The 13,709-nt window shown below is 63.1% G+C and carries 15 protein-coding genes; 9 read left to right on the top strand and 6 right to left on the bottom strand.

Annotated elements, in window-relative coordinates:
• Nucleotides 1–24 precede the first annotated feature (24 nt).
• The 5 genes from N181_RS13310 to ubiE form a co-directional block, all read right to left on the bottom strand.
• Nucleotides 25–561, bottom strand: a complete 537-nt coding sequence (locus N181_RS13310) for a YbhB/YbcL family Raf kinase inhibitor-like protein (RefSeq protein WP_014330816.1) — start codon at nucleotides 559–561, stop codon at nucleotides 25–27.
• A 141-nt stretch (nucleotides 562–702) separates the two neighbouring features.
• Nucleotides 703–1,557 carry a helix-turn-helix transcriptional regulator gene (locus N181_RS13305; protein WP_014330817.1) on the bottom strand — a complete coding sequence of 285 codons (855 nt, stop codon included), beginning with the start codon at nucleotides 1,555–1,557 and terminating at the stop codon, nucleotides 703–705.
• Between the two features lie 119 nt (nucleotides 1,558–1,676).
• On the bottom strand, nucleotides 1,677–2,180 hold the full coding sequence (locus tag N181_RS13300; RefSeq protein WP_037397489.1) for a GNAT family N-acetyltransferase: 504 nt from the start codon (nucleotides 2,178–2,180) through the stop codon (nucleotides 1,677–1,679).
• Between the two features lie 204 nt (nucleotides 2,181–2,384).
• Nucleotides 2,385–3,959, bottom strand: a complete 1,575-nt coding sequence (ubiB, locus tag N181_RS13295; RefSeq protein ID WP_037397492.1) for a 2-polyprenylphenol 6-hydroxylase — start codon at nucleotides 3,957–3,959, stop codon at nucleotides 2,385–2,387.
• Nucleotides 3,960–3,963: 4 nt separating this feature from the next.
• Nucleotides 3,964–4,740 carry a bifunctional demethylmenaquinone methyltransferase/2-methoxy-6-polyprenyl-1,4-benzoquinol methylase UbiE gene (ubiE, locus tag N181_RS13290; protein ID WP_014330820.1) on the bottom strand — a complete coding sequence of 259 codons (777 nt, stop codon included), beginning with the start codon at nucleotides 4,738–4,740 and terminating at the stop codon, nucleotides 3,964–3,966.
• Nucleotides 4,741–4,922: 182 nt separating this feature from the next.
• On the opposite strand from ubiE, the gene mutM reads away from it, so the two are divergent.
• The 3 genes from mutM (at nucleotide 4,923) to rpsT (ending at nucleotide 7,120) form a co-directional block, all read left to right on the top strand.
• A complete protein-coding gene (mutM, locus tag N181_RS13285) occupies nucleotides 4,923–5,813 on the top strand; it encodes a bifunctional DNA-formamidopyrimidine glycosylase/DNA-(apurinic or apyrimidinic site) lyase (protein ID WP_014330821.1) in 891 nt (296 codons plus the stop codon).
• A gap of 75 nt (nucleotides 5,814–5,888) precedes the next feature.
• Nucleotides 5,889–6,662, top strand: a complete 774-nt coding sequence (locus tag N181_RS13280) for an enoyl-CoA hydratase (protein ID WP_014330822.1) — start codon at nucleotides 5,889–5,891, stop codon at nucleotides 6,660–6,662.
• 191 nt (nucleotides 6,663–6,853) lie between these two features.
• A complete protein-coding gene (gene rpsT / locus N181_RS13275) occupies nucleotides 6,854–7,120 on the top strand; it encodes a 30S ribosomal protein S20 (RefSeq protein WP_014330823.1) in 267 nt (88 codons plus the stop codon).
• 82 nt (nucleotides 7,121–7,202) lie between these two features.
• On the opposite strand, the gene N181_RS33095 is transcribed toward rpsT, so the two are convergent.
• On the bottom strand, nucleotides 7,203–7,628 hold the full coding sequence (locus N181_RS33095; protein WP_141322322.1) for a hypothetical protein: 426 nt from the start codon (nucleotides 7,626–7,628) through the stop codon (nucleotides 7,203–7,205).
• A gap of 499 nt (nucleotides 7,629–8,127) precedes the next feature.
• Here N181_RS33095 and dnaA point away from each other — a divergent pair, with 499 nt between their 5' ends.
• The 6 genes from dnaA (at nucleotide 8,128) to N181_RS13245 (ending at nucleotide 13,623) form a co-directional block, all read left to right on the top strand.
• Nucleotides 8,128–9,570, top strand: coding sequence for a chromosomal replication initiator protein DnaA (gene dnaA / locus N181_RS13270; protein ID WP_037397512.1), 1,443 nt, complete (start codon nucleotides 8,128–8,130; stop codon nucleotides 9,568–9,570).
• Nucleotides 9,571–9,794: 224 nt separating this feature from the next.
• The gene (locus N181_RS13265; RefSeq protein WP_014327033.1) at nucleotides 9,795–10,169 is read left to right on the top strand and encodes a YciI family protein; all 375 of its coding nucleotides are present in this window, start codon (nucleotides 9,795–9,797) and stop codon (nucleotides 10,167–10,169) included.
• Nucleotides 10,166–11,440, top strand: coding sequence for an RNA polymerase sigma factor (locus tag N181_RS13260; protein WP_037397495.1), 1,275 nt, complete (start codon nucleotides 10,166–10,168; stop codon nucleotides 11,438–11,440). Before N181_RS13265 ends, N181_RS13260 begins: the two co-directional genes overlap by 4 nt.
• A 74-nt stretch (nucleotides 11,441–11,514) precedes the next feature.
• Complete coding sequence (locus tag N181_RS13255) at nucleotides 11,515–11,997, top strand: SRPBCC family protein (RefSeq protein ID WP_014327035.1); 483 nt, start codon at nucleotides 11,515–11,517, stop codon at nucleotides 11,995–11,997.
• A gap of 14 nt (nucleotides 11,998–12,011) precedes the next feature.
• The gene (locus N181_RS13250) at nucleotides 12,012–12,875 is read left to right on the top strand and encodes a nuclear transport factor 2 family protein (RefSeq protein WP_014327036.1); all 864 of its coding nucleotides are present in this window, start codon (nucleotides 12,012–12,014) and stop codon (nucleotides 12,873–12,875) included.
• A gap of 133 nt (nucleotides 12,876–13,008) precedes the next feature.
• Nucleotides 13,009–13,623 (top strand): glutathione S-transferase family protein, encoded by a 615-nt coding sequence (locus tag N181_RS13245; RefSeq protein ID WP_014327037.1) that lies wholly within the window; start codon nucleotides 13,009–13,011, stop codon nucleotides 13,621–13,623.
• Nucleotides 13,624–13,709 lie beyond the last annotated feature (86 nt).

Raw genomic sequence — 13,709 nt, 5'->3', positions numbered from 1 at the left:
TAAAAAGACGCACGGCGCTGTAGGTCAGCGTTCGTATGTGACCTCGATCGTCGCCTGGTCCAGCGCGTTGGCCCGGGCAAAGAAACCAACCATGGCGGCCGGGGCGTCCTTGTCGAGGGGGAGCTTGTCGACAGACAGCGCGTAGACCGTGAACTGGTAGCGGTGCGGTCCGTGGCCTTCCGGCGGGCATGCGCCACCGTAGCCGGACGACCCGAAGTCGGTGCGGCCCTCGATCGCGCCTGCGGGGAGCTTTCCGCTTGCGCCCGTGGCAATCTCGGTGGCGTCGGTGGGAAGGTTGAAGACCGTCCAGTGCCACCAGCCGGAGCCGGTCGGGGCATCGGGATCGTAGGCCATGATCGCGAAGCTCTTGGTGCCGGATGGCGCGCCGGACCACTTCAATTGCGGCGAGATATTCTTGCCGCTGCAGCCGAAACCGTTGAAGACCTGGGCGTCGGCCATGGGCTTTCCGGCCGCCAGGTCACTTGAGGTCAGGTTCATTTCGGCCTGTGCGGCGGTGGCGCCGAGGAAGCTCAGGGCGAGAAGTGTCGTGATGAAGCGCATGGGTCTTTCCTGCAGTTGCTTCAGCAATTCCAGGAAAAGCGTGTAACGGTTTTTCCGTCCGGAATTGCGTAGTTTCAAAGGGTTAGGTCATTTCAATGTTCCGATGAAACAGTGAAATGAGCTAATAAAGCAACCGTAGCCTTACACGGAGACACTGTCTCTCCTGATGTGCTCAACTTCTGTCCCGATCCGCTCAAATATTCCGAAATCTCCCCGCACTTCGCGCGGATTGATGCCGAACCGCTCCTTGAATCGGGCCGAGAACTGCGACGGCGAGTCGTAACCCACCTCCTGCGCGACGTGGGCGATCGGCAGGGTGGTGGTTTGCAGAAACGCCAGCGCCCGCGTCATGCGCGTGTCGCTCAATGTCTCGCTGAAGCTGGTGTTCTCGGCCGCCAGCTTCCGCCGAAGCGTGGCCTCGCTCATGTTGAAGCTGCGGGCGGCTTGGCCCAAGGTCCAGTTGTGGGCGGGATCCGCCTCGATCATCTGGCGCAGGCGATGCTGCAAAAGGGGATTTCCTTGGGTGCCTAAGACGGCTCCGCTCAGCGCGAACCAGGTGATGAGCTCCATCAGACGGACCGTGGCGACCGGGGTGGGCAGTTTCGCGAACTCTTCCGAGGAACAGCAGAAATCAAACAGCCCTGCTGCCTCGCCGGGCAGGTCCAAGGCCTTAATGGGAAGGGCCATCCGAGGAGGCGTGATGAAAGCCAGACGGGCGTAGGCTTCCTCGAACAAGGGACGCGGCACAGGCAGCACACGCGCTTCGTAGTTGAGCGGCGCCCTGGGAATATTCTCCATGGTCATGGGCTGATGGTCGGGCAGCAGGCCATATTCGCCGGCTGTCAGGAACAAATGGGTGTCGCGCGTGACCACGACCTTGTTTCCGGAGCGCACATGAATGATGACGGGCGTCGTATTCGTCAGCCGATGAAAGCACGTCCTTCCACCCTGTCGGATGACGGCGCCGGCCGGAACGGGTGGGGCTTCGTGCTTCATGTGTCTTGGTCTCTCGGTTGGCAATGGATGACAGTTTCGACGGTCGCTCGCAAGGCGCCGGGAGCGTAAATCGGCGCCGGCCTTCTCCGCCGGAGAAGGCCGGGACACCGTTCTTCCGATCATGCCCGCAGACGCGCCATCGCGAAGACGTCGGCGTACGTTCCGTCACGCAGCGCATAGGATTTCAGGACGCCTTCGCTGACGAAGCCCGCATTACGGTAGAGGCCGATTGCAGCCTCGTTGTCGGTGAAAACCGTCAACTCGAGGCGGGAGATGCCGAGCCAGCGGTCCGCCGTCTCGATTAGGGCCTCCAGCAGCGCCTTGCCGATGCCGCGCCGCCGGTAGTCGTCATGGACCGACATGCCGAGGTCGGCCGCATGCTGCCGCCGCCCCTTGTGGCGGTGCAACCCGGCGAGTCCGACGATCCGTCCCTCGAACTCGGCGACGATGATCAGGTCGTTTTCCGTGAGGCCCTCGAGCCAGCGTCGCGTCTGCTCCGGCGGCGCGAAGGGCAGGCGCAACGTTCCGGCCCGGACGCCGGGCAGATCGCGCAGGGCGGCGAGTGCCTCCCAGTCGGCAACGGATGCAGCGCGGATATGAAAAGCGGGCGAACTGGCGCTCATTGTTTCCTCTCTCTTCTCGCCGAGGAAACAGAGCCGAACCCTGCTCGCCTCGGCAGGGTTGGCTTGAAGACGGTTCGCTTAGCGCAACAGGTCTCCCGCACACCCTGGGGTCTGCGTGGTCACCACCATCACGAGCGAAAAGCGACTGTCCATGGGCGGATACTATTCCAGGATGCAGGAAATCGGAAGCGATTTTCCTGGCGCTCAGGCAAGCTGCCAGGCGATGAAAACGAGCGTTGCCGCGATCACCCAGAGCGCCAGGCGCCCCGAGCGCGTATGGTGTGCCTCCGCCTTGCCGATCGCCTCCGCCGTCTCTGCATCGAAGCGCAGGCCGTTTTCGCTCATCGCCATGATTTCCGCCGAGAAGCGTTCGGTGCGGGCGGCGATTTCCGGAACGGCTTCGGCAACCCGCAGCGCCGCGTGCAGCCCGTCGCGCAGATCCGTGACGATGCGTTTCGGGCCGAGATTGTCGCGGATCCACTTGCCGACGACAGGTTCCGACGCCTTCCACATGTTGAAGCGCGGATTGAGCGTGCGGGCCACGCCCTCGACGACGACCATGGTCTTCTGCAGCATGACGAGCTCGGGGCGCGTCTGCATGTCGAAGAGCTCGGTCACCTCGAAGAGCAGCGTCAAGAGCTTAGCCATCGAGATCGTCTCAGCCGGCTGGCCGTGGATCGGCTCGCCGATCGCACGGATCGCCTGGGCGAAGCTCGCCGCGTCGTGGTGCGAAGGCACGTAGCCCGCCTCGAAATGCACGTCGGCGACGCGCTGGTAGTCGCGCGTGATGAAGCCGAAGAGGATCTCGGCGAGGAAGCGGCGCTCCTTCTTGCCGAGCCTTCCGACGATCCCCATGTCGACCGCGACGATATGGCCCGCATCGTCGACGAACAGGTTTCCCTGGTGCATGTCGGCGTGGAAGAAGCCGTCGCGCAGGGTATGGCGCAGGAAGGACTGGATCAGCGTTTCGGCGAGCGTGTTGAGGTCATGGCCGGCGGCTCTCAAGCCTTCGATGTCCGACATCTTCACGCCGTCGATCCATTCCATCGTCACGACGTCGCGTCCGGTGCGTTCCCAGTCGACCTTGGGGACGCGGAAACCGGAATCTTCTTTGGTGTTCTCGCCGAGTTCGGAAAGGGCGGCGGCCTCGAGCCGCAGGTCCATTTCGACCTTGGTCGTCTGTTCGAGCGTCTTCGTCACCTCGACTGGCCTCAACCGCCGAGTATAGGGCAGGAAGCGCTCCTGCATGCGCGAAACGAGGTACATCGCCTCGATATCGGCGGCGAAGCGCTGGCGCACGCCCGGGCGGATGACCTTGACGGCCACCCTTTCGCGCCTACCGTCGCGCAGGACGACGGCTGGATGGACCTGGGCGATCGACGCGGCCGCCATCGCTTCGGAAAACTCGACGAAGAGCGCATCGACGGAGCGGCCGAGGGAACCTTCTATCGCGGAGCGGGCCTCGCTCTCGGGAAACGTCGCCATGCGGTCCTGCAAGAGAGACAGGTCGGCGGCGAGCTCCGCTCCGACCACATCCGGGCGTGTGGCGAGAAACTGGCCGATCTTGACATAGGAGGGGCCAAGCCGTTCGACCGCGCGGGCGAGCCGGCCGCTGCGCACCTCGGACCGGGCCCGGCGGCGGGCAAGCAGCCCGGCGAGCCTCTGCACGAAACGCGCAAGCGGAGGAAGGTGTTCGGACGGGACCGCCGCGAAGGCGTCCTCGCGCGCCAGCACCCAGCCGATCCGCACGAGACGGAAATATGCTCCAGGCGTGCTCATGCGGTCAGATTTTCCAGCCGGAATGCAAGGCCGCGATGCCGCCCGTATAGTTGGTGAAGGAGACGCGGCCAAAGCCGGCAGTGCGGATCATCGCGGCGAAATCGCGCTGGTTCGGGAACTTGCGGATCGATTCGACCAGATATTGGTAGGGCGCCTCGTCGCCGGTGATGAGCCTGCCGAATTTCGGGATGGCGTTGAATGACCAGGCGTCGTAGACCCGGTCGAGCAGCGGCATCTCCACCTCCGAGAATTCGAGCACCAGGAGCCGCCCGCCGCGCTTCAGCACACGATAGGCCTCTTTGAGTGCCACCTCGATGCGCGGCACGTTGCGAATGCCGAAGGCGATCGTATAGGCATCGAAGGAGTTTGCCGCAAACGGCAGGTCCTCGGCATTCGCCTCGACGAATTCGAGATTGCCGAGGAGCCCCTTCTTCCTGGCGCGTTCAGCGCCGACGGCGAGCATCGAGCCGTTGATGTCGAGCACGGTCGCATGCGCCCGCCGCCCGGAGGCATCGACGATGCGGAAGGCGATATCGCCGGTGCCGCCGGCGACGTCGAGGACCCGGTAGTCCTCGCGGCGCGGCGGATTGAGCGCGGCGATCATCGCATCCTTCCAGACGCGGTGCAGCCCGGCCGACATGACGTCGTTCATGATGTCGTAGCGCTTCGCGACCTTGTGGAAGACGTCGTTGACGAGCGGCTGCTTTTCGCCCGTTCCGACGTCGCGGAAACCGAAGGAGGTCTCCATTCCGCCATCGGCCGATACGCGCTCATCCGTCATACGAAAACTCCACTCCAACGAATTTTGCCGGCACCATAGCGAAATCGTCCCGCGCGCGCTATCTCAGCGACGGGGCGTCGCTGCGACAAAGAGCATCCCTATAGGATATCAATCATGCCATGGGAATGGCGCGCTAGCGATGCGGGCGGATGGAATGAATAAAGAGTGAAGGAAGACGGCCGATGCCGGAATTGCCTGAGGTCGAGACGGTCAAACGCGGATTGGCGCCGACGATGGAGGGGGCGCTTTTGGTGCGCGCCGAATTGCGCCGGCCGGACCTGCGCTTTCCCTTTCCCGAGAATTTCGCCGCCGCTGTTTCGGGCCGCCGCATCCTGGCGTTGTCGCGGCGGGCAAAATATCTGATGATCGACCTCGAGGGCGGCGACGTGATCGTCGCGCATCTCGGCATGTCCGGGTCGTTCCGCATCGAGGCCGGCACGCAGCCGGTGGCGCCCGGCGGATTCCACCATCCGCGCGGCAAGGACGAGAAGCACGACCATGTGATCTTCCATCTCGACGGAGGCTCCGGCCAGACGCGGGTGATCTACAACGACCCGCGCCGCTTCGGCTTCATGGATCTGGCGCGGCGCGATACGATCGCCGAGCACGCCTTCTTCCGCGATCTCGGCGAGGAGCCGACCGGCAATGCGCTCGACGCCGTCTACCTGGCCGCCCGGTTTGCCGGAAAATCGCAGCCGCTGAAGACGGCGCTCCTCGACCAAAGGACGATCGCCGGCCTCGGCAATATCTATGTTTGCGAGGCGCTGTGGCGATCCGGCTTGTCGCCGAACAGGGCCGCCGGAACGCTGGTCGACAAGCGCGGTCGTCCGAAACGGGCCTTGTTCGCGCTTGTCGAGGCGATCCGCGCGGTGATTGCCGACGCGATCGCTGCCGGCGGCTCGTCGCTCAGGGACCATATCCAGGCGGATGGCAGCCTCGGCTATTTCCAGCATGCCTTTTCCGTCTACGACCGGGAGGGCGAGGCTTGCCGTAAGCCGGATTGCGGCGGTACGGTCGCCCGCATCGTTCAGGCAGGGCGTTCGACCTTCCATTGCCCGCGCTGCCAGAAATAAAGGCACGAGCGCCTATGCGGTTTCCGCCCGTGTAGCGCCTGCAGGAATCGAGATCGAAATCTGGAGGAGACGACAATGAGTTACGAGACGCTGCTGGTCGAGACGCGCGGGCGCGTCGGCCTGATCACCCTCAATCGGCCGCAGGCGCTGAATGCGCTGAATTCGACCCTGATGCGCGAGCTTGATGCAGCGTTGAAGGCCTTCGATGTGGACAAGGGTGTCGGTGCGATCGTCATCACAGGCTCGGAAAAGGCATTCGCGGCCGGTGCCGATATCAAGGAAATGCAGGCGCTCGATTTCGTCGACAGCTACCTCGGTGATTTTCTCGGCGGTTGGGAGCACGTCGCCGGCGCTCGCAAGCCGATGATCGCGGCGGTTTCCGGCTTTGCGCTTGGCGGTGGCTGTGAACTCGCCATGATGTGCGACTTCATCATCGCATCGGAGACGGCGAAATTCGGCCAGCCGGAAATTACTCTGGGCGTCATCCCCGGCATGGGCGGGTCGCAGCGCCTGACGCGGGCGGTCGGCAAGGCGAAGGCGATGGACCTCATCCTGACTGGCCGCATGATGGACGCGACCGAAGCCGAGCGGGCCGGCCTCGTTGCGCGGATCGTCGCGCCCGACAAGTTGCTGGAAGAGGCGCTTGCCGCTGCCGAGAAGATCGCTTCCTTCGCGCTTCCGGCGGTGATGATGGCGAAGGAGGCGGTCAGCCGCTCGCTGGAAGTCACCCTTGCCGAAGGCCTGCGTTTCGAGCGGCGGCTCTTCCAGGCGCTGTTCGCTACCGAAGACCAGAAGGAGGGGATGGCCGCCTTCGTCGCGAAGCGCAAAGCGGAATTCAAACACAGATGAATCGGGAAGGCGCCGGTTTTCACAAAATGCGCGTTGACGCGACGGCGCTTTCCCGCTATACGCCGCCCTCAGTTTGAAACGCCATCTCGCATGGCTTTTCCGATACTGCTCCCGAATTGCTTGGATGACAGGTCGCAGTGACCCGGCACGGCGAAGGCGGAGTTCATGTCAGTTTTCGAAGAGAGGCATCAATGGCCAATACAACTTCGGCGAAAAAAGCGACCCGCAAGATCGCACGCCGTACCGCAGTGAACAAGGCTCGTCGTTCGCGCGTCCGCAGCTTCGTCCGCAAGGTTGAAGAGGCGATCGCTTCCGGCGATCAGGCGCTCGCCGCCGCTGCCCTGAAAGCAGCCCAGCCGGAACTGATGCGTGCCGCCACCAAGGGCGTCGTGCATGCCAACACGGCATCGCGCAAAGTGTCCCGTCTGGCGCAGCGCGTGAAGGCCCTTTCGGCCTAACCCGGCTAAATAATAAGCAAATGTTGAAAAGCCCGGCGCTTGCGTCGGGCTTTTCGGATTCATAATTTCGCCATGGTCATGACTAGTCTGCACGAACGGCGGTTGTGTCAGTGGCGTGACATAAATGTTCCAATAATTTCAAAGAGATGCGCGAGGTTGTCATAGGCGCGTCGTCCCGGCGCGTCGACATCTTCGACGCAAAGTGAGTCAAGAAGATTTTTATTTTTTTTCTTTTTCGCCAGCTAAACACGGCGGCAAAAATCAAAACCCTTGATTCAAAAGCGATTCTTGCGGGACTCGCAAACACGCATGCAAAACGTGGCACGAGAGTCAACTGGCAGCGTTTAATAAGCGGTAAAAATCGCCATTGATCTTGCCCCTCGATCCTGCCTAAATGGCTTTCACAGGGGACACGGAACACATCTGCATCAAGGAGGTTTGGAGTCATTTCAACGAGATGGCTTGAGGCTTTCTGTTCCCTGTGGCGGGGTAAGTCCACGTCGTTCAATCAGACAAGTCGAGATGGTTAAGCCGGACGAGCCGTCGTCGCGGAACGAGGACATTTCGTCTTATGGTTGTGGCGTATGTGGTTCCCATCGGTACTGTGTCGGTGTGTGCTCAAGATCGAAGGAGACCTCGGCTACCCGCTTCGTACGAGGGCGCGGCGTAGTCACAAAGGGTAAGACCGGATGGCTTGAAAACGGCCACACGGAATCGATAGGACTAGGCGCGAGGGGACATTCGCTTGATTGAGGCGAGCGGATGAGCGCAGCGCGCAGCGGGACGGGATATGAGGAGCCTGGTTTCGCAGCGACAGGGCGTCTATCGGGCGCGGCATGGCTTTGAAGGCAGCCGTGTCCGATGGACATTAAAGATGAGGCCGGCAGGAATGACGGCATCGGAAAATGATATTGGAAGGCGGCAACATGCAGATGAATTTGGCGACGGCGTCTGAAGGAATTCAGGCCGGAAGCAAGCAGTCTCAGGCGGCGGGGGAAAAACACGACATGCGGCATGACGCACTTTTCGAGCGGGTAAGTGCGCGTCTAAAAGCCCAGGTCGGTCCGGATGTCTTCGCCAGCTGGTTCGGACGTCTCAAGCTCCATTCGGTATCGAAAAGCGTCGTACGCCTGTCGGTGCCGACGACGTTCTTGAAGTCATGGATCAACAATCGCTATCTCGAGCTGATCACCAATCTTTTCCGGCAGGAAGACGGTGAGATCCTCAAGGTGGAGATTCTCGTGCGCACCGCGACCCGCGGCCAGCGCCCGGCGGTTCACGAAGAGGCAGTTCCAGCGACAGCCGAACCGGCGCCGGCTGCCCCGGTCCGCCGCGCAGCCTCGGCCCAGCCCGTCGCCGCTGCCGCTGCCACGGTCGCAGCTGCGGCAAGGCCGGTACAGGCGCCGCTTTTCGGCTCGCCGCTTGACCAGCGCTATAATTTCGAGAGCTTCGTCGAGGGCTCGTCCAACCGGGTGGCGCTCGCCGCCGCACGCACGATCGCCGAGGCCGGCGCCGGTGCAGTGCGCTTCAATCCGCTCTTCATTCATTCGAGCGTCGGGCTCGGCAAGACGCATCTGCTGCAGGCGATCGCGCTTGCTGCGCTGCAAAGCGCCCGGGCGCCACGCGTCGTCTACCTGACGGCCGAATATTTCATGTGGCGTTTCGCCACGGCGATCCGTGACAACGACGCACTGTCGCTGAAGGAGTCGCTGCGCAACATCGATCTTCTCGTCATAGACGACATGCAGTTCCTGCAGGGAAAGTCGATCCAGCATGAATTCTGCCATCTCCTGAACATGCTGCTCGACTCGGCCAAGCAGGTGGTCGTGGCGGCGGACCGGGCACCGTGGGAACTGGAATCGCTCGACAGTCGCGTTCGCTCCCGCCTGCAGGGCGGCGTGGCGATCGAGATGGAGGGCCCAGACTACGATATGCGCCTCGAAATGCTGAAGCGCCGCCTGGATGTCGCCCGTCAGGACGATACTTCGCTCGACATTCCGCAGGAGATCCTCTCCCATGTGGCGCGAAACGTCACGGCAAGCGGCCGCGAGTTGGAAGGAGCCTTCAACCAACTCCTGTTCCGCCGCTCCTTCGAGCCGCAGCTGTCGATCGAGCGCGTCGACGAGTTGCTCGGCCACCTCGTCAATGCCGGCGAGCCGCGCCGCGTCCGTATCGAGGACATCCAGCGCATAGTCGCCAAGCACTACAATGTGTCGCGCCAGGAACTGGTCTCGAACCGCCGAACCCGCGTCATCGTCAAGCCGCGCCAGATCGCCATGTACCTGTCGAAGACTCTGACGCCGCGCTCCTTCCCGGAAATCGGTCGCCGCTTCGGCGGTCGCGACCACACCACGGTGCTGCACGCGGTGCGCAAGATCGAGGAACTGATCTCTGGCGACACGAAACTCAGCCACGAGATCGAGCTGCTGAAGCGCCTGATAAACGAATAGGTAGGCAAGGACTTACGAATTGGCCCGGTTTTCCGGGCCTTTTTCGTTATGGAACAGGCTGCCGTGTTAGGAGACGCAACTCGTCGCGGCCATCAGTTTTCGCACCGCGGCCGCTCCGTCTCGGCTCTTCTTCGTGCGCAGCGCCGACGAGCACTTTTTGTCGTCCCGCTTGTCGGTTATCTCTTTCGTCATTCGTCTTTTCAATCGAAGCGGGAGAGGTCTCGATGCTTTACGCGGTGCTTTGCTACAATTCGGAAGATGTGACCAGCGCCTGGACCAAGGAGGAGGACGACAAGGTCATGCGTGACCTGACCGCCGTCCAGCGCAGATATGTCGAGGCCGGCAAGCTCGGCCCCGTCGCACGGCTACTGCCGACGACGGCGGCGACGACATTGCGCCACAGCCCAGGCGAGACCGTTGTCATCGATGGCCCTTTCGCCGAAACCAAGGAGCAGCTGCTCGGCTTCTACCTGATCGATTGCACATCGCTCGACGAGGCGCTCGATTTTGCCCGCGAGCTGAGTGCCGCCAATCCGGCTGCAGGTTCCTACGAAATCCGCCCCCTTTCCCTCTACAAGCCAGGTGAGCTTGCCCCATGACCGACACCGCCTGGATCGACCTTGCCCTCGTTTCGGCGCGGCCGCAGGCAATGGGCGCGCTGCTGCGCTATTTCCGCAATCTCGATCTGGCGGAGGAGGCGTTCCAGGAGGCTTGCATCCGGGCCTTGAAGACCTGGCCGAAGAACGGGCCGCCGCGCGACGCGGCTGCCTGGCTGATCTTCGTCGGCCGGAACAGCGGTATCGACAAGGTGCGGCGGCAATCGCGCGAGACGGCGCTGCCGCCGGAAGAGCTGCTCTCCGATCTCGATGACCGGGAAAGCGAGCTTGCGGACCGCCTCGACGGGGCGCATTACCGCGACGATATCCTGAGGCTGCTCTTCGTCTGCAGCAATCCGGTCCTGCCGGCGACCCAGCAGATCGCCCTGGCGCTCCGGATCGTGTCCGGTCTTTCCGTCAAGCAGATCGCCCGCGCCTTCCTCGTCAGCGAGGCGGCGATGGAGCAGCGCATCACCCGTGCCAAGGGACGTGTCGCCGCCGCCGGCATCCCGTTCGAAACGCCGGACGCCTCCGACCGGGCCGAGCGGCTCGCGGCGGTCGCCACGATGATCTACCTCGTCTTCAACGAGGGCTATTCGGCCATGAACGGCCCGGAAGGGGTCTCCGCCGATCTCTGTGATGAGGCGATCCGTTTGGTGCGGCTGCTGCTGCGGCTGTTTCCGGCGGAGCCGGAGATCATGGGGCTGACGGCGCTTCTGCTCCTACAGCATTCGCGTGCCCGTGCCCGCTTCGACTCCCATGGCGCCATCGTCCTGCTCGAGGACCAGGACCGGCAGCTGTGGCGCCGACCGATGATCACCGAGGCGCTGGCGATGATCGACAAGGCTATGCGCCACCGCCGCCCCGGTCCCTACCAGATCCAGGCCGCGATCGCGGCGCTGCATGCGCGCGCCGATCGGCCGGAATTGACGGATTGGGAGGAAATCGACCTGCTCTACCAGGCGCTCGAGCGCCTGCAGCCGTCGCCCGTCGTCACGCTCAATCGGGCCGTGGCCGTCTCGAAGCGCAACGGGCCGGAGGCGGCGCTGTCGCTGGTCGAGCCGCTGGCCGACCGGCTTTCCGGCTATTTCTATTTTCACGGCCTGCGCGGCGGTCTGCTCAAGCAAATGGGCCGGGTCCGCGAGGCGCGCGTCGCCTTCGACCGGGCGATCGCGCTCGCCACCAATGCGGCGGAGGCGGCCTATATCCGCAAGCAGCTCGACCACCTTGCGGGGGAGGCGGGCGCCGCCGACCTTCACGAAGACCAGCAATAAAAAATCTTCCGCCGCTGTCGGCATCCGCTCTTGCCGGTCGTCCTAGGTTGGAACCCACCAAGGAGGAATGGCAAATGACCGCAGCAACCGAAATCGACCCCGTCACCGAACGCGAACTGGTTCTGATCCGCCTGATCGATGCACCGCGCGAGAAGGTCTTTCGCGCCTTCACGGATCCCGAGCTCCTGAAGCAATGGTTCGCGCCCCTGCCGTGGACGATCACCGAAGCGGCGCTCGACGTCAGGCCGGGCGGTACCAACCGCTTCATCATGCGGTCGCCGGAGGGCGAGCTTTACCCCAACCAGGGCGTCTATCTGGAGGTCGTGCCGAACGAGAAACTGGTGATGACCGACGCCTACACGGAAGCCTGGAAGCCTTCCGAAAAGCCCTTCATGACGGCGATCCTGACCTTCGAGGAGGAGGGCGGCAAGACCCGCTACACGGCCCGCGCCCGCCACTGGAGCGTCGCGGACCGCGAGGCGCACGAGAAGATGGGCTTCCACGAGGGCTGGGGCCAATGCGCCGACCAGCTCGCCGCCCTCGTCGCGAAACTCTGAGAGGAGGATAGATCATGTCCACCACCGAGCGGACCGCAAATGTCGCCGAGATTCGGGCGGCGATCGAGGATTGGGCGGAGGCCCTGCGGCAGAAGGATGCTGGCCGCGTCCTTTCGCATGGCACGCAGGATTGCCTCGTCTTTTCGCTGGCGCCGCCGCTGAAGGCCTCGGACGCCGATGCCGAGGGACTCGAACAGTGGTTTTCCACCTGGAAGGGACCGCTCGGCTACCAGCATCAGGACCTCGAGATCTCATCCGGCGGGGACGTCGCCTTCGCCACGGCGCTCGCGCATCTCTCCGGCGAAAAGCAGGATGGCGCGAAAGTATCGCTCTGGTATCGGCAGACCCTTGGCCTCGAACGCACCGACAAGGGATGGAAGATCGCCCACCAGCATGAGTCGGTCCCCTTCTACATGGACGGAAGCTTCAAGGCAGCGATCGATCTCGACCCGACGTCCAAGGTCGACTGGGACACGCCTTCGCATCCGCCGATGGCCGGCGTCATCGCCTATCTCAACGTCGAGGATGCGGATGCAACCGCCAAATTCTACGGCCGTGCCTTCGGCGCCAAGGAGGAGGACCGCAAATATGCCGAGGACGGCAAGCGCCTCATCCATTGCCACCTGACGATCAATGGCGGCGCGCTGATGCTGAACGATCCCTTCCCGGAGTTCGGCTTTCCGTGGAAGCCGCCGGAGGGTTTCGTGCTGCATCTCATCGTCGACGACGCCCAGTCCTGGTGGGAGCGCGCCGTGACGGCCGGTGCGGAAGTGATAATGCCGCTGGAGATCGCCTTCTGGGGCGACTATTACGGCCAGCTCCGCGATCCGTTCGGCATCACCTGGGGCATTGTCGCGCCGGTGAAGAAGAGCAACTGAGCCAACCGGCGGGCATGCGCTGCCGCCGCGCGTGAAACAAACTTGCGCGGCGGGCGGCGAAACAGAGCGCTTTTCTTGCGGCCGATTTACTATTCTTCGCGCAGCGTCAACAGCCAACGCGCCCGAGGCATAAATGATCCTCTACTACCAGACCCATTCCCCCTTCGCCCGCAAGGCGCTCGTGTTCGCCCATGAGATCGGTCTCGCCGATCGGCTGGAGGTCATCCACCACGAGACGAGCCCGACACGGCGCAATGACGAAGTCTATGCCGAGAATCCGCTCGGCAAGGTTCCGGTCCTGCTGCGCAGTGACGCCGAGCCTATCTTCGATTCCGATGTCATCTGTGCCTATTTCGATACGTTGCATGAGCGGCGCAAGCTCATCCCCGAAAGCGGTGAGCCGCGTTGGCGGGCATTGCGGCTGCAATCGGTGGCACAGGTCCTTGCCCAGACCGGGATAGGGCTTCGCTGGGAGTGGGACCGCCGGCCGGAACACTTGCGCTACCCGGCGCTCGCCAAAGGCTATGAAGAGAAGATCGAGGCGACCTACGACTGGCTCGAGACGACGTTTTTTCCTGAGGAAGACATCGATATCGGCCAGATCGCCCTGGCCACGACACTTTCGTGGATGGCTTTTCGCGCTCTTCGGTCATTTCGCGACCGGCCGCGCCTGACGCGCTGGTTCGACAGCTTCGAGCAGCGTCCCTCGATGGTCGCTACACCGCTGACGGGCGAAACGCAGGATTGATCGCAACCTGCAGCCGGCGGGCGTGATCTGCCGGTTGCATTAGAGCCTTTCCTGGTTAAATTGAACCATTCTGTTGGCTCAAGCGG

Source organism: Sinorhizobium fredii USDA 205 (assembly GCF_001461695.1).
Classification (GTDB): domain Bacteria; phylum Pseudomonadota; class Alphaproteobacteria; order Rhizobiales; family Rhizobiaceae; genus Sinorhizobium; species Sinorhizobium fredii.
Note: the sequence above shows the minus strand (reverse complement) of the source record. Positions and strands in the feature narration are given on the sequence as shown.